Annotated in this window: 5 protein-coding genes; 3 read left to right on the forward strand and 2 right to left on the reverse strand. The window is 57.0% G+C overall.

Annotation, left to right across the window (positions count from 1 at the left end; all coding sequences use genetic code 11):
• Positions 1-61 precede the first annotated feature (61 nt).
• The gene (locus V3587_RS26635) at positions 62-4,996 is read right to left on the reverse strand and encodes a DEAD/DEAH box helicase (protein WP_283377523.1); all 4,935 of its coding nucleotides are present in this window, start codon (positions 4,994-4,996) and stop codon (positions 62-64) included.
• Positions 4,993-8,343: a hypothetical protein gene (locus V3587_RS26640; protein ID WP_283377524.1), complete on the reverse strand. Its 3,351-nt coding sequence runs from the start codon at positions 8,341-8,343 to the stop codon at positions 4,993-4,995. Before V3587_RS26640 ends, V3587_RS26635 begins: the two co-directional genes overlap by 4 nt.
• Positions 8,344-8,532: 189 nt before the next feature.
• Between V3587_RS26640 and V3587_RS26645 the strand changes: the two genes are divergently transcribed.
• Genes V3587_RS26645 through V3587_RS26655 form a run of 3 tightly spaced genes read left to right on the forward strand, consistent with a single transcriptional unit; the run spans position 8,533 to position 17,860 of the window.
• On the forward strand, positions 8,533-11,406 hold the full coding sequence (locus V3587_RS26645) for a helicase-related protein (RefSeq protein WP_283377525.1): 2,874 nt from the start codon (positions 8,533-8,535) through the stop codon (positions 11,404-11,406).
• 2 nt (positions 11,407-11,408) lie between these two features.
• Complete coding sequence (locus tag V3587_RS26650) at positions 11,409-16,025, forward strand: Eco57I restriction-modification methylase domain-containing protein (protein ID WP_283377526.1); 4,617 nt, start codon at positions 11,409-11,411, stop codon at positions 16,023-16,025.
• The gene (locus V3587_RS26655; protein WP_161121847.1) at positions 16,022-17,860 is read left to right on the forward strand and encodes a DUF262 domain-containing protein; all 1,839 of its coding nucleotides are present in this window, start codon (positions 16,022-16,024) and stop codon (positions 17,858-17,860) included. The genes V3587_RS26650 and V3587_RS26655 overlap by 4 nt, the downstream gene beginning before the upstream one ends.
• Positions 17,861-17,872 lie beyond the last annotated feature (12 nt).

Here is a 17,872-nt window from a genome sequence, read left to right on the forward strand (position 1 = left end):
TGCACCTCCGCAAGGTGCATGCGCCGCGAAGTACTTGATTATCGAGCACGCAAATCCACGATCATCCACCGGCGATCATGCCAAGCAGCAAGTCCGCGTCAGCATCGACAATATTGATTACCTTGTACCCATCTGCACCCAGTCCGCTGTCTCGATCTGGATCATCACCTTCCACGAGCACAATCCGCGAGTCAGGCCAGACGGCCTCGATTGGCCAATAGTGCGTGCCGAGATCTATGCCGATATCTGGCTTCACCGCGCCACGCAACGACAGTTCGAGTAGCAGTTCGACAACGGATTCTGGTGTGTGCACGAGGTTTTCACCCCATGGTCCGGCTACCGCACCATCAACGCCGACGACCTCGAGCCATTGGAAGATGGCCAACGCTCCATCCCTCGTAAGCCGTTCATGAAATCGTTCGTTGCGGAATGAGCGTAGGCATCCGTAGCACGATGTTTCCGAGCCACAATCACAATGACTAACCCGATCGACTGCAAACTGAATAACCTTTTCAAGATTCTCTGCAATCTTCTTTGCAGCGCCGGCACCGGCGGGAACAGTGTCAAAGAGAACAATGCTTCGTTTACGTTCCTTACTCCACGACAATGTGCCATCAATATCGTCACGGCTAATCTCTAGCGCCTCTGAAGCGCCTTCCAGGAGGGCGTACAGCACCGATAGCCAACGTGATTCAGATTCCTTGTCATAGGACATGTCTCCGAACGTGAACTCTGCGACATCAGTCTCGTAGCGATGTGCCAGTGAAACTACCTGTGGTCGTCCCTCGCACGCACCCCCGGTCGCAGGCCGCTGGTGCCCGCCCTTGATTGGCTTTCCTGTCGACGCCTCGGCCCACCCACACCAGCCGCAGAGGTAGAAACCGGCTCCATTGCCCTCGGATATCACGGCCATCCGCGCGCGCGTGCCTGCACGCGCCTTCACTTCCATTCCACCTGTCGATTGCCACTCGAAAGTCTCAGTAACTTTGCCGATGCTCTCAACGTAACTTGCACCACCCCAAAGCCTCTGGGGAGGTTCTGTTTTCACATCGTCAACCTTCCTGTCGGCCACAAATCCGAACTCAGGCACGACGAACGTGCGGATCCTGCCAAACTCCTGCTCACAACTGGGACACTGAGTCTCGACATCAAGTTCGTGTCCGCACTCAAACTCGTTGCAGTTGCGACACACCCGATATTTGAGTTCCTCAAGTTCCCGTTTAGGTAGCTTGTGGAGTCCGCGGGAGGTCCACAACTTGCCCCCTGCTACCACCTGATTGCCTGGCGCGTAGTCGAAAATGGCTTGGCTCAGATCACGAGAAAGCTCAAGCCGCGCACCAACGTCACCCTCACAATGCGCGGTTCGCAGTTCGACGGTGTCCACTGGGAAGCCGTACTTAGGAAGGATGTTCTTGTTCGCTAGATATCCGAGTAACTGACGTTCTTCAATGGTCTTGAGCGTCTTCTGCAGCCGTCCACCGAATGCGAGTTTGTCTGATGTCTTGGCTTCCTCAATCAACGCTTTGAAGGTATCAATGTCGTTGCACATCTCTTGCTCAGCTGTCGCCATGAGCTCACAAAGCCGATCAACCCAGGTCTCGTCGTGCACTCCGATGATCTCCGCAACTGGCGACGGAAGAATTTGTAGGAGTGCATCGTGGATGCTTTTGGGAACTGGAGTGAGGAACATTCGAACCTGGGACGCCGGAGAATCCTGGCCGTCATCACTTGGCGAGAAGAATGCGCCCGCATGCTTCCACGTAAGCCCATCTCGTTCAAAGCGATGACGGAAGTATGCAGAAAGCGCGACAGAATGCGCATGCCTGCGCCCGATTCGTTCGTTCTCGATGGGGATCCAAGGGATGCGCATCTCACCAGCGATCATGGACTCCGGCTTCTGGAACTTCGTCAGGTCGTGGGAACTACGTTTCGCATAAGTCAGGACCAATGCCGCAGATGCGGCGCGACGACCTGCCCGTCCAGCCCGCTGGACGTAATTCGCTGTCTTTGGTGGCATGTTCCGAAGAACCACGGCCTGCAGTTCACCTACATCGACGCCGAGCTCAAAAGTCGTAGAGCAAGAGAGCACGTTGATTCCGCCAGAGACGAACTCGCGCTGGATCTCCGCTGCCTTTGTGGCTTCCCACTGGGCCGTATGCTCCTCGGCGGCAAGTGGGACTGCGTTAAGAGTGCGATAGACCGAGCGGTAGTGATTGGCATCGTGCTCCACTGGTGGGACTTCGAATTCACGCAAAGTCCCATCGCAGGTTCCATGCGCGCAGAGATCGCGAACGTTGTTCGCGCTCAGGCGTCTGCACGCGGAACACTGGTGCCACCTGCTCTCGACGCCAGGTCGAATACGGAGTTGTTCGTGATCTACCTGATAGACATCACCGGCAAAGTTGTCAGTCTTGGGAGTCACGTATCCCTCGTCAAGAAGAAACTTCCAACAACTGTTCAGAACCTTATCTGCAGGCACGTCGGAGCCGAGTGCGGCAAGCACCTTCCGTACGAAAAGGATTCGATTGTTCGTTGTGCCCGCGTGGCCTCCCGGGAGCCAGCTGATAATGCGCTTGTTTCGATCCGAATCCATCGACCGAATACGGATCTGAGTATTCCGTGGCTCGAAAATCGACGCTTTGATATCGACCTCGGGCAGCAAGGTCATCGCGCCTTGCAATCGAATGGTTTTCAGAAGTTCTTCGAACAAGCCCCATACTTCGTCCGGCGTGAGCCCCAAATGCAAGAACCCCTTAGGCAGTTCAGTCTTCCGCGATCGAAACAAGGAAACTCGCATCAGTCCCAAACCTTCGAGCGACTGACGTTCGTCCATACTCATCAGTTCCGCCATTATCCAAGGATTTACGACGCGAAGGGTAGTTTTCCGGGTGGCCCGCTCGTCGAAGTACTGCGCCTTCGTCGCAATTCTTCGAGTTTCATCGGCGAGATCCTCTACCGAGAATTCCTCGTCGATATTCTTCGGATCCGACAGCGCTTGAGTGACGTATCGACGCTCAAGCATCCGACCATACGTGCGCGCAAGATACGGCGCAGCGAATGCTGCGGCTTGCCGCGAGTCGGAGAACATCAGGAGCTTGCGTCCCTCGCCGACCTGTTCGACGGTTTCGTCGGCTGCACGCGGCAGATGTTGATAGAGCGCCGTGGTAATCACTGCAGGCGCAGCATTGGTATCGGTCCGAAGTCTACGAATCACCTGGCGGGACCGCGCTCCGCACTCGGTGCACTTGCTCATCACGCGAGTCGCCGCAGCATGTTCACGTACTTGCAGTACTGGACCGCCTGGGCATTCACTGTCTACACATTCAGACGAACCGCTCAACAGGCCGCAGCCTGTGCAGAGGTTTCTCATACCGGTCGACACCCCGGTATCGAGATCCTCCGCAAGTGTCGTCTCATCCTCGTCGACCATGCCGACGTCGTCGGTACCTGTCAGTACGAGCCAACGTACCGACGAATCGTTTTTCGCTGGACGGAAGAACTGGCGACCCTGATGCACAGAAACATTCCCGGCCAAATGCACTGCGCCGCAACGTAGACAGGTACCGAATTCAAATACCGCTCTCCTCGTCTCGGGATCAATCTCATGACGCCCAAGAAAAACGCGGGGTAGCTCGTCGGTGAAACTGACGTAAGCTCCTTCCGTTGCGCGCACAAACATGTGATAGCGCGCAGACAGAACTGGATTACCACTTGCATCACTCACTTTGGAACCGAGCGCCACTAGCGCCTCAAGCCTTACCATCGCTTCAGGGTCGTCTGGCCACAGCTTTGATGCCAATGTACGGACGTCGGCAGGACCTCGGGAGACTATCGACTTGAGATCCGCAATCCGCTGTTCATCATGGAGTGCGTCTGCGAAATCCCCGCTAACAGAGTGCCCACCCAGTGAACTTAGATCAGCATCAGGCCGAGCAAGATCCATCAACGAATCGTCATCGATGGTCCACGTCGGTGCGCCGCGTCGCGGTAGCCGTGCCGCCGTCACTAAGTCCTGTCGACTGTCGTCGTCGCCAACGAACTCGAAAGGTACGTCAAAAAGTTTGTGGGCGAAGGTCGTTGCCTCTGAACCTTGAGTTTCCGCGCTCTTTCCCGTCAGCGAGGCGGACGTCGCAATGCACTGCAGCGATTTCCCGCGCGCTACCCGTTCCCGCAGGCGCCGCAACAGCAACGCAACTTCCGAGCCCTGTGCACCGTCGTAGACATGCGCTTCGTCTAGTGCAATGTACTTCCACGTGCCAGCGTGCTCACCGTCGAACAGATCCAGATCGGCAGGTCGCAGCAGTAGGTACTCAAGCATCGCGTAGTTAGTCAGCAATATGTGCGGTGGCCGTTCGCGCATTTCCTCACGACTGAGCATCTCGTTCGGCAACGGCGCCTGCCCCGGGTGGAGCGTTCGAAAGATTGATCGTGCGTCCTTCTCTGATTCCTTAGTCTCACCCGTATATCTACCAAAGGTGATGTCCGGCATCGTTGCGAGCATTGTCCGTAACCTCTTGAGCTGGTCGTTGGCAAGCGCGTTCATCGGATACAGCAGCAACGCCCGCACACCCGGCGTCAACGTTCTATTCGCCCGCTCCTCAATCAATGAGTTGAGAATGGGAAGCAGGAAACTCTCGGTCTTACCAGAGCCAGTACCTGTACTGACAACTAGGTTTCGACCCGCAACGACCTTGCGGATTGCGCTCTCCTGATGTCGATAGAGCGGACGATCGACCGGGACTGCTTCGCTGTCCAATTCAACAAAATCTGGGTGCAGTACACCATCACCAATTAATTCTCGAAGCGACGCACCGGGCGCGTACGGCGGCGTCAGCTCGAGCATCGGCCCCTTCGTGAGCAACGAAGTATCGTCCACCGCAGCGTCAAACGCGGCCGCAAGCTTCGGATCTCTAGGGGCAAGAAGTGTTTTCAGATAGCGCTTATAACTAGCCTCAATCCCTACACCAGCCGCCAAAGGATCGAGTCGGTCTGTCATGCGATTTCTCCGATCAGGTCACCAAAGATTGTGTGAGTAACAAGTGCATCCGCGATTAGGAGATCCGTTGCGACCATTGCTGGGAAGAGATCAGCCATCCGCGCCCACCCTTCGCGCATGTCGGACGTCATCGGTGAACACTCAAACTCACCTCGCGCGTCCAACCGCGCAACTGCTGCCATGGTCAGAGACTGTACTGAAAGCGCCATCCATGGGTACTCGGCCAAGTCAACGCCGGCTATTGCGACATTCCGGACCTGGATGGCATCAAATATCTGTGGTGCAACTGCTTTGATCTCTCGCAAGGCCCTCCTCGAGTCAGCTGCAAAGTCCGTCTGCACTGGATCAGAAGACCACTCACCACGTCGATGAAAGGCGTCAACCGTCGCCGCTGTCCTCATATCAGCATCCAACAATGCCCCAGGTGCCAGCTCGAATGTAAGAAAGAATTCGTCTCTTGCTTCGTGCGTCCACTCGGCGATAACCAGTGCTGCCCGGTCTAATACACCGGGCTTGGGCAAGGAAGATTTTCCATCGCTCAGAAGTTCAATTAGCGTCGTGCCACCCTGATTCTCCAGATACCCGAGCGTTTCTGATCGTTCGGCAAACACCTTGTCCCTGCGGGAATACAGCGAAGGCAAGTCAGCGATCTCCACCATGCACCCCACCCACGCGTGCGAATGCACTTCATTGAGGGTGAAGCTAGCGGAGAATGCCATTCCAACTAAGTGCGTTCGTATAAGCAGCCCCATCATCTCGTCTGATGGAATTATGCTGTCGCCCAATGCTTCCAGCGAGGAGCGTGGATGCCGGCACAGAATCCTGGTGAGAGCACCGCGAACTCGTTCACTGTGAGCGTCAGTCGGTTCCTTCGGCAACAGCACCAATGCCGCTACGGCAGCCGACACCACGTCCTCGGACATCGGTGGCGCACCGTTTCCGGACAAGAATCGGGAGAGGGCTTCGTAGCCGCCAGCATCATCCCGAACCCAACCCTGTTGCTCGATCCGATGCGCGGTCCAGTCTGGGCGACTAGGACGGGCGATCGTTACCCACGGATCATCGACGAAAACTTGCACGAGCAACGCGCCCGCGGCATGTAGGCCTTCCGGCAAAGTTGCCCGATTTCCCAAGATGTCGATCCGGGCCACTGGCTTCCAGGGCGCAGTAGCGGCCCAGAGAAACACTGCCAGGTTTTCCTCGTCGGCAAGATCTTCAAATACAAGATCTTTCCCGCTCAGTCGAACTGATCCACACAGTCGTGCTTGTCGAATCTGGGCAATTGTGAGCGTATGGGTACAGTCGCGCTGGTCGTCAATTCGCGCTACCAGTTGGCAAGCCCCGTTTTTCCGAGCCGTGTCCACGAAAGTTCGCGTAGATATCTGAAAGATATTGTCCGCCCGCGCTTCCGAATCTTCCTCCTGGAGAACAGAACCAGCATCATCTGTCAAGGCGAATTTGACCGTCACCTCGCCCGGAACCCGGGCTGCAGCTACTGCATGCACCTCGAGGTCTGAGGGCTTGAGAATCTGGGCCGTGGTCCGCCATTGCGCAGGCGTTCCCATTGTATCGATTCGCGATTCGAAGTACGGCGGCGTCACAACTAGCTTGAATGATGCTGTGCCACTATCAATTCGGACATAGCTATCCCGAACATCAGTCGAAAAATTGATCGACGCCTGGTCGACAGAAAGCGGTTGCGCACATTCCACGTTTGTAGTGCTGGGCGTCAAACCACCAACGACCGGACAACGGAATTCGATTCCATGGTCGACGTGTAGCCCTTCGGCAATGAACAACGTATGGCGAAGGTCTGATCCCACCGCGCCACTGACCACAATCTCATACAGTCCGAGCAACCCCGCTGGCACACCGTCGAAGGGATCGAGATAGGTGTCCACGCTGCCCGATTCCCATTGCTCTTGGGCTATCCAATTCGTCTCACCCGAGCGCCGAACCTTCACGCTCCACACTTCGGGATGACTCCCCAGATGCGGCGGCAGCTTAATGGTCGGCCTCCCTCCGTAAACCGACAATCCATTGGTCGTCTTGAGGCCCTTGACCGGGTCGGCGGGCTCGTAACGTGGAGCGCCGAGCGAACGCACACCACGTATCGGCGCGTCGATGCCCACTCGCTTGACCACTATCGACGTTTTGGCACTTAGATCGATGCCCCAAACTTTCCAGCCTCGCCAACCCGAAGGAACCCGCGGGTCGGCCAGCGGCTCAAGATTATCTCCGGTCATCGCGTCGATAATCGTTGCGTCGTGCGGGAATACCGCCCACACGACCCCACGAGGAAGAGGAGTATGTCGCTGAATTAATCGACCATCTGCGGTGAACAACAAGAGTGGATCTGCCTTGTCCACCAATGGTATTCGATAATTTGCCCCCGTAGATTCGTGACGTAGGAGTATTTCCCGAGCAGGGGCCGTGACTGTCACTGGGGTCAAAGGATGCTCACCATCAGCATCGACGCCCCAGCCACGGTCGGCATAGATCTCACGCGTATTCCCATTGAGCGAAAGTTTCCAGGGCTTTTCAGCGGAGTCGGCCGGGTAGGGCACACCAATCATGATCTGGTCGTCTTGCACGGAAAATGACAGAGTAGGCTTGCGTGATCGAGTGCGTCGCATCGGCTTGTCAATAGATTGCCCAAACGGCCGCTCCTGCAATCTCTCGATCAGCCCATCGAGGATCAGAGTAGGTAACCCCGTTGTCGATGTTTCAAGGTCGAGGTCATTCCACACATCAGGTTTCACAGATGTGAAGCACACGAATTCGATAATTCGGTCCAGAATGTCAATCGCAACCTCGCCACCTAGCTGAAGAAAGTTCCGTACGGGAGAATCGAGCCTGTTTAGCCGATAACCCATTCCAGGTTCAGTGAGCCACTCGAGAAGTGACGCCCCACTGGGATCGCGCCCATGTAAGAGATGTTCCTCGATCAGGTCGATCACATCATCTAGACAATGCACTGGAATTCCCGCGCGCATAGCCATCACCCTGATGTAACTGCCCGAAATCTCGGGAAACTCCCTCAATCCGAACTTCTTGAGTAGGCCAGCGAGCGCACCCCTCAGAGCATTTTCGACCTCGGCGTCGTGCTCTAGGTCCAGCTCTGCCCAGAAACTCTCCCAGTAACGCCCTTGTTCATACGCGAGACCTGCGTGCCCCACCAAAGTCGTCAGCGTCAGCGCCGGATACTTCTTAATCAGTGCGGCAGCACCATGCAACGGAAGAAATCGCACAGCAACCCGGCCGTACAGCTCTTGCGTTCTACGAATTTCATCCTCGTCAAGATTCATTTCGAAGAAGAGCGCAACCTTGTCCAGCTCACGGGCCAAGCGAAACTCCTCGTCATTCGCCTGGTCTGACAAATACCCATTAGTCACGATCAATCCGCCCTTAGTCCCAGTTACTCCGACTGTGCCACAGGTCACCGACAAACCTGCCGAACCAGGCGTCACACACTCAATCGCGTCCGAACGCTAAGTTGATACGTCAGACCGTCAATCCTCAGGAGTAACCACAGCATGACCATCGCCGAATCTCGTGAGGCCCTCAACATCGCCCCTGGCTCGATAGTTGTCGTTCGCGACGAGGAATGGCTGGTCACCTCAGCCGAGCAGGGGTCCGACGGATGGCTCGTCCGGGCCCGTGGCCTATCGGAGCTGGTGGCAGACACGACTGCGTCATTCTATTCAAGTCTCGACCACATCGAGGTTATGGACCCAGCCAAGACCGAGGTTGTTGCTGACGGATCCTCGGGATACCGGGATGCACGGCTGTGGCTCGAGGCACTGCTCCGCAAAACGCCATTCCCCTACGGCGACCAGACTCTGACGGTCTCGACGCAGATGCTGGCCGATTCGCTCGGCTACCAGCGCGCTGCGGTCGCAAAGGCCCTTGATCCGCAACATATCCGTCCGCGCATCCTCATTGCGGATGCGGTGGGCCTGGGCAAGACCCTCGAAATCGGCATGATCCTTTCGGAGCTGGTTCGACGTGGCCGGGGCGAACGCATCCTCGTCGTGACGCCCAAGCATGTGCTCGAGCAGATGCAGCATGAGCTGTGGTGCCGGTTCGCGTTGCCATTCGTGCGCCTCGACTCTGCTGGTATCCAGAAGGTTCGGCAGAAGTTGCCGGCCACCCGTAACCCGTTCACATATTTCAAGCGCGCAATCATCTCCATAGACACTCTCAAGAGTCCCCGATACAAGGCGCATCTCGAACGTCAGCATTGGGATGCCGTGGTTATCGATGAGTCGCACAACCTCACCAATGTCGGTACGCAGAACAACGAGCTGGCTCGGGTCCTCGCGCCCAACACCGAGGCACTGATCCTCGCCTCCGCTACACCGCACAACGGCAAGGAAGAATCGTTTGCGGAGCTGCTCCGCCTTCTTGACCCCACTGCGGTCAAAGCGGATGGCACGTTCACCAAGGACGATGTTGCCTCGTTGTTGATTCGACGCCACAGGCACCACCCGGAGGTAGCGGCAGAGGTGGGCAGCGACTGGGCCGAGCGCGCCGAACCCGTCCACAAACTGATCGCACCATCGCCTTCGGAAGATGCTGTGGCGAGGGAACTCTCACACACTTGGCTGCACCCTCAGGAAGGCCGCTCACCATACTCGGGCGAGACCAAGGCACTATTCCCCTGGACGCTGGCAAAAGCCTTCCTCTCTTCCCCTGCTGCGCTGGCCGAGTCAATCAAACAGCGCCGTTCCAAACTTGACCCACTTGTTCCCGAGCAGCGAATCGAATTGGATGCTCTCGAAACTCTCGGTGCCCTCAACGACTCCGCTTTGAACGACTCCGCCGGCAAGTCCTCTGCGCTAGTCACACGGCTTTCCGAGATCGGCATCGGACCGAAATCGTCCACCCGAGCTGTCGTGTTTGCCGAACGCATCGCGACCTTGCATTGGTTGCGCGAACATTTGCCCAAGGCACTCAAACTCAAGCCGGAAAACATCGCCATGCTGCACGGCGGGCTCTCCGACGTAGAGCAGCAGGAAATTGTGGACAGCTTCAAGCTGGAGACCTCCCCGATCCGAGTGCTCATCACGGGCGACGTGGCATCGGAAGGCGTGAACCTTCATGCCCAGTGCCACCATCTGATTCACTACGACATCCCGTGGTCGCTGATCCGGATCGAGCAGCGTAACGGCCGCATCGACCGTTACGGGCAGAAGTTCCCGCCCGTCATTTCTTCGCTTATTCTTGAGCCGTCCGATCCGAATTTCTCCGGCGACCTGAGGGTGCTCTCCCGCCTCCTCGAACGTGAAAACCAAGCACACACCACCCTCGGTGACGTTGCGTCATTGATGGGCAAACACAGCGTGGGAGAGGAAGAGTCCGCGATCCGCGACGTTCTTGCACGACGCACAACACTCGACGAACAAGTCCGGGAAGTCGACGATGTTGCAGACGGCGACGATCTCGACGCCTTCTTCGCACAATTCGACGCGGTAGAAGACGAGCCCACAGCACTACCCGAATCACCGCGCCAAAGCCTCTACACCGACGACATCACATTCCTCGACGAAGCCCTCCGCGCTGCATTCCACGACGTTCCGCATGCTTCATTGGACGACGGTGGCGTCGGTTGGAAGATCCATGCCAATCATGCGATCGCGGAACTAACCCCACCGAAAGATCTGCGCCAGCGGCTCATTCAGTTGCCTCAGAACTACCTACAGCACGGTCGTGTCCTCGAACGTCTGACGCTCGCGACCTCCCACACCGTCGGCAACGCGCAGCTCCGCGCTGCAAGGGAAGGCAAGGGCGTGGCCGGCACTACCTGGCCTGAGGCACACTTCCTCGGTCCCCTTCACCCCGTGCTCGACTGGGCGAGTGATCGTGCTCTGAGTGCACTTGGTCGAGGACAGATCTTTGTCATCCGCGGCGACGTCGACTCTCCCACAGTGCTGTTGATGGGCACCTTGATGAATCGACGAGGACAGCTGATCTCACGAGTGTTCTCCACTGCCGAATTCCCGAACCTGGACCGCCCTTCCTTCTGCCTAGTAGAACCTCGGGAGGACCTCGACTTTCTCGCCGATGAGACGGGACTCAAACCAGGCTCCGCCAATCCCGGGCCAATTGAGAACCCTGAGACGTACCAGGCGCTGATACCTATCGCCGTTGAAGAAGCCAGCAAGGCCATGTCCATGGTTCTAGCCGCTCAAGAGGACGCCGCAAACGAACGGCTGACGCGCTGGCGTCAGCGTGCCGACCGCTGGCGCACCGGTGCAGAACAGCTTGAGCTGTTCCCGGGCCAGAAGAAGAAGGTCGACAAACTCTCTCGCCGCATTGCAGTGGAACAACGCCTCGCCGAATCTCTCGCGCCCACCCAGCAACTGGTCCGCCCGCTGCTCGTTATCGTTCCCGGTAAGGACCTGTAATCATGGCCTCTTTCGATTCCATCGTCATCGGCGAAGACTGGATTAGCGAGCACTACTTCACCACCGATTCGGTGAAAGAGTCTTTCCACGGCAAAGTGATGGAGCTACGCAAGGTCTGGGATGCCGAGGCAAAGGAAGCTCGCTCGACAGTCCGCAGCGAACTGCTAGCCACCTGTGCTGAACTCCAGGTAGCTCTCGCAGGTTTGGCCGAGAATCCGGAAGGAGCCCCGAAGGCACATGCAGTGGTGCGCACAGCCTTAGGTTACCCGGCTGTCCTGACGAACTTCACTGCCGAGCGCGCAGGATCAGACCTTGAGATCCCCGATGCACAACTCGACGGCATTGCGAGTGCGCTCTTCCTACAAGCTGTTCCCCTGGATTCAATCGAAGACCTACTTGATCCGGCAACCGGATTGCTGCTCACCCCTGCTACCGAAGACGGTAAGCCGATCGCATCGGCATCCAAGGCCATCTCCGCAGCATTCCGTTCGGATACCCCACCTGCATTTGTGGTGGTGCAGGCCGGTCAGTGGATGCTGCTCGCTGAGGCGGAGCGCTGGGCAGAGGGTCGATACATGGCCGTCGATCTGCTGGTTGTCACCGAACGACGCCACGAAGCCCGTGGCGGTGAAATCGACCGGGTCGCAGCCATCTTTGGCAAGCAGGCGCTCGTTCCCAACGCTGACGGAAACCTCTGGTGGACTGGCGTTCTGGAAGATTCGGTCAAGCACACGGTGGGTGTGTCGAAGGATCTGCGTGAAGGCATCAGGCTTTCCATCGAAATCATCGCCAACGAGGTAGTGCGCCGACGCAGAGAGAAAACCCTGAGCCTAGAGAGCATCAACGGCCAGGACCTGGCGAAGCATTCGTTGCGATTCCTGTACCGAATTCTCTTTCTTCTCTATGCAGAAGCATCGCCCGAGATGCGGGTTCTGCCCACTGGCGCAGCAGAATACGAGGAAGGTTACGGCCTGGATCGGTTGCGTGAGCTGACGCTCACCGAGCTGGTGTCAGCTCACGCGCGGACAGGCACACACCTGTACCAATCTCTGGCGACGCTGTTCCGACTTGTCGATCGAGGCCATACTCCCGTTGAGCGAGAAGACATTCTCGATGATCCTGCGCCGGGCTTGTTGTTCAACCCGCTCCGTGCAGACCTGTTCGATCCCAAGTCGACATCGCTGATCGACGAGGTCGGCCTCGGCAATGAGGTAACCCAACGGGTACTCGAGCACCTGCTGCTGTCCAAGGAATCCAAGAACCGCAAGGGCAGTGATCGCGGCTTCATCAGCTACGCCGAGCTGGGCATCAACCAACTTGGCGCGGTGTACGAGGGATTGATGTCATACACCGGCTTCTTCGCTGAGGAAGATCTATACGAGGTCGCAAAGAACGGTGACCCTGAGAAGGGTTCGTGGGTTGTTCCCGTCGACCGCTCCGATCACCTTTCCGAATCCGACTTCGTCCGGGTGATCGACGAAACCACCGGCGAAGAAAAGCCAGTTCTACACCGCAAGGACACCTTCGTATTTCGACTCGCGGGTCGTGAACGCCAACAATCAGCCTCGTACTACACACCGGAAGTATTGACGAAGTTTGTCGTCTCCCAAGCATTGGAGGAATTGCTCGATCAGGATGGTAGCTGGACCGCTCCGGAGCAGATCCTTGAGCTGACCATCTGCGAGCCGGCCCTTGGTTCAGGCGCATTCGCGATCGAGGCAGTTCGCCAGCTTGCGGCCGAGTACCTCAAACGCCAGCAGGAGGACTTGGGCGAGCTGATCGACGCTGATAAGTATCCGATGGAATTGCAGAAGGTGAAGGCGCACATCGCTTTGCACCAGGTTTACGGCGTGGACCTCAACGCCACTGCCGTCGAGCTTGCGGAAATCTCTCTGTGGCTCGACACCATGGTGGCCGGGTTGCAAGCCCCGTGGTTCGGGCTACACCTGCGCCGCGGCAACTCCCTGATCGGAGCCCGGCGATCGGCCTACGCACCAACTCTGCTGACAAAGAAGCAATGGTTGAAGACTCCCGCCAAGGACGTACCGCTCGGCGAGGAAATCGGTGCAGGCATCCATCACTTCTTGTTGCCATCCGACGGTTGGGGCGCGGTGATCGATACCGCCGAGGCCAAGACTTACGCACCGGACAAGCGCGAAGAGCTACGTTTGTGGCGCAACGAGATTCGCAAGTCGCCAAGTAAAGAGATCACCAAGCGGCTCGCCGCCCTCTCGAAGCGCGTCGAGACGTTGTGGGAATTCACATTGCGGCGCTTGACAATTGCCGAATCGGAGATCCGACGCGACATCAACCTCTGGGGTTTGGAACCCGCCAACCACACGCCAGCAGTTACGCGCGAAGACATCGAAAATGTTCTCAGCAATCCGAATGGCGCCTACCAACGTCTACGGCAAGTCATGGACGCGTGGTGCGCAATCTGGTCTTGGCCGCTGACTACCGATACTGAGCCGCCAGACTGGGATCAGTGGGTTGGCGGACTCGAAGCTGTATTGGGCGTGCCTCCCAAGGTCGGGAAGTTCGAAAAATACGGCCAGACCAGCCTCGCGGGCGACATGAGCTGGCAGGAACTCGACGTTGCCGAGGACACCGATCGAACCTTCGCGCAGGCCCAGTCAATCGATGATGCGCTCAACGGGTTCCCATGGCTGACCCTTGCCGCTGAGATCGCCGACACTCAGGGCTTCTTTCATTGGGAACTCGACTTTGCACCCGTATTCGCGAAGGGTGGCTTCGACCTGCAGGTTGGTAATCCACCGTGGGTGCGGCCAGATTGGGATGAAGCTGGCGTACTGGCTGAGTTCGATCCGTGGTGGCAACTCGCCGAAAAGCCTTCTGAATCTGTCAAACTCCGTAAGCGCGAGGAGACACTTGCCCAGTCGCGTGCACTTATCACCCTCTTAGACGAGCGAGCCCTGCAGACCGGAGTCATTGAGAATCTCGGGTCCGGCGTGGATCGTCCGGTGCTGACCGGACTCCGCACAGACCTATACCGCTGCTTTATGGAACACACCTGGCGTGTTATGGCACCGAGCGGGATAGTTGGCCTAATTCATCCAGAAAGCCATTTCTCCGAACTGCGCGCAAAAAACCTCCGCAGGGAGAGCTACCAACATCTACGCCGACACTGGCAGTTCCGAAACGGTCTCCGACTTTTTGAGATCGGCCACGCTCGTGAGTATGGGGTACATATCTACGGGTCGGCTTCCGAGATCCAGTTCCTTCAAGCCTCATCGATATATCACCCGGATACAGTTGAGCGTTCACTCCTCCATGACAGTTCCGGCCCGGAACCTGGAGTACGCGACGAAGATGGGGTATGGGACCTACGACCACATGCCCATCGCGTCACGGAGATCACCGATGTCAACCTCCAAACTTGGGCTACCATCATTGACGAGCCCGGGACCCCGCCCAACGAAGCCCGCATGCTGTATCCAGTAAACCTGGCTAGCGCCAACGTACTCGGCAAAATTTCTGTGGCTTCACGCTTGGGTGACGTCGGATTCGAGTGGACTACAGGATGGAATGAGACGACCGACCGGAAGCGGGGCTTCTTCGAATCCAACCAGGCCATTCCGTCGCGGTGGGAGGAAGCGATCCTACAAGGGCCGCATTTGACAGTCGCCACACCACTGCATCAGCAGCCTGATAACCAAATCGGGCGTAGTCACCTCTACCTTCCGCTCGACCTTGAGACTATTCCCGAATCTTTCATCCCCCGTACTAATTACCAGGTCGCAAAGCCATTCGCCGAATATACGGCCGCGTACACGAGATGGCATCAACGTCCGTCGTCGACCTACTTCCGCGTTGCCTGGCGTGAGATGTGCGACATAGCAACCGTTCGCACACTACAGACCGCAATAATTCCGGCAGGCCCAACCCATGTCCACGCTGTCAATTCATTCACGCTACCAATGCAAAACCGGACCCTAGCCGTAATGGCAGGCGTGAGCCATTCAATCATCGCCGACTTCATGGTCAAAGTCATCGGAAGTGCACACGTCAAGTCTTCGATCTGGAAGCAGCTCCCTCTACCCATTGGGCATACTCTTGAACCCGAACTCATTCACCGAACACTTCGCCTGAACTGCATTGTCCGCCCGTACGCTCCGTTCTGGGAGGAGCTGTACAGCCCAACCTGGCAACAGGATTCGTGGGTCCGTGGTATCTGCATCGATTACTCAGGCCGCAAATCACTAGGTGCCATACGACCAGAATGGGAGTGGGCCACTCCCCTTCGACGCGCCGCAGACCGCCGCCAAGCCCTCATCGAAATTGACGCAATCGTCGCAGTCATGCTGGGAATTACGGCAGCGGAGTTATTGACGATCTACCGTACTCAGTTCCCAGTGCTGCAGAAGTACGAGCGCGATGCTCTCTACGACGTCACCGGCCGCCAGCTCCCCACAAAACTCGCGTCCGAGTACCGCAAGAAGGGCGCCCTCAAGCCCGCCGATCTCACCGTCGACGGAGTCACATATCAGGAACCGTTCACAGGCGTCAACCGCGAGCGAGACATGGAACTGGCTCATACACACTTCATCGCACTGCTGAAAGATTCCGAAGCGTCGAACCCAGGAGAACTTGCCAAGTGAAGAAAATCGACGGAGAGGCGTTGTCTCTCAACGCAATTCTGAAAGATAATAAGTTCTCGATCGACTACTACCAGCGCGACTACAAGTGGGAACAGAAGCAGCTCCAGGAGCTCATCGACGACCTCACTTCGAAATTCCTGGAAGCTTACGATCCGGCGCACACCCGGGAACAGGTCGCCCACTACCCCTTTTACTTCCTCGGATCAATTGTCATCAGCGACCGAGGTGCACAGAAATTCATCATCGATGGTCAGCAGCGGTTGACTACTCTCACACTCCTTCTCACGTATCTGAGACGCCTGCAAGGTGATGCGCGGGAACCTAACATCGACGACCTCATCGTGTCTATGAAGTACGGAAAAAAGTCATTCAATCTTGATGTTGAAGACAGGATTTCGTGCATGACAGCACTTTTCGAAGGTAAACCATTCTCTCCGTCTGATGACGACAGCGAATCCGTTCAGAATCTCCACGCCCGATTCGAGGACATTGCAGAGCTTTTGCCTGACGAGGTCCAGGACAACGCGTTGCCCTATTTCATCGACTGGCTCCTCGAATGCGTACAGATTGTTCAGATCACCGCATTCAGCGACGACGACGCCTACACGATCTTCGAGACCATGAACGACCGTGGCCTGCAACTACGTCCGATCGACATGCTCAAGGGTTACCTGCTAGCCAGCGTCGACGCTTCAAGTCGGAAGACCCCGACGACATTGTGGACGACGCGGGTACAGGAGCTCGCGGCGATCGGCAAGGACACCGACACTGACTTCTTCAAGTCGTGGCTGCGCAGCCAGTACGCCGACACAATCCGCGAGCGGCGCAAAGATGCGGAGCCGCTCGACTACGACCGCATTGGCACCGAGTTCCATCGATGGTTACGTGCAAACACCGATCGTATCGGACTCGCCCGGTCGGATGACTTCGAGCAATTCATCATGCGCGACTTCGAGTTTTACAGTCGCACCTACCGAACGATCATGTCGTCCATCAAGAGCGATAGCCTCGTTCCCGGCTATGAGCACGTCCGATACAACGCGGATCATCGATTTACCTTGCAGGTGCCGATGCTGCTCGCACCGCTGGTCCCGACCGACAGTGACGCTGTGGTCTCGAGAAAGATCGAAATCGTCTCCAGATTCGCAGATATCCTCCTGGCTCGTCGAATCTGGAACCACAAAGCGATTGATCACTCAACCTTGCAATACCGAGTCTTTGTAGCCACCAAGAATATTCGAGGTCTCGACATCGCTGAACTGAGCCAGGAACTGTTCAAACAGCTCGATGAACTCGACGAACGATTCGACAGCATGGATCGTCTACGCTTGAACCAGCAAAATCGCAAGCCCCTTCACCGTGTGCTTGCACGACTCACCGACTACCTCGAAGTCGAGTCCGGCAATGGCCCGACATACCTGGAGATGACTGGCGGCGCACGCGTCAAATACGAGATCGAACACATCTGGGCGAACCACGCCGAGCGCCATACAGACGAGTTCGCTCACCCAAGCGATTTCGCGGATCACAGAAACCTAGTTGGTGACTTGCTGCTGCTGAATAAGAAGTTCAACGCAAGTTTTGGTGACAAAACGTACGAAGAGAAGCTGCCGCACTACTACGCCCAGAACCTTCTCGCTCGATCACTCAATTCCAAATGCTACGAGAACAATCCAGGATTCGTTGCCTTCGTCAAGCGAACTGGCCTGCCGTTCAAGCCGTACGAGAGTTTCAACGCCGAAGCGGTCATCGAACGTGGGGAGCTGTATCGGCAGCTTGCCGGTGTCGTTTGGAATCCAGATCACCTGATTGCTCTCGGCCACAAAGCCCTCTGAACCGTCTGCCCT

This window comes from Rhodococcus sp. IEGM 1306, assembly GCF_036541985.1.
GTDB classification, from domain to species: domain Bacteria; phylum Actinomycetota; class Actinomycetes; order Mycobacteriales; family Mycobacteriaceae; genus Rhodococcus_F; species Rhodococcus_F qingshengii.

Coding starts and splice junctions, on each gene's coding strand:
- V3587_RS26635 (WP_283377523.1), bottom strand. CDS start 4,996: ATGACAGACCGACTCGATCCTTTGGCGGCTGGTGTAGGGATTGAGGCT.
- V3587_RS26645 (WP_283377525.1), top strand. CDS start 8,533: ATGACCATCGCCGAATCTCGTGAGGCCCTCAACATCGCCCCTGGCTCG.
- V3587_RS26650 (WP_283377526.1), top strand. CDS start 11,409: ATGGCCTCTTTCGATTCCATCGTCATCGGCGAAGACTGGATTAGCGAG.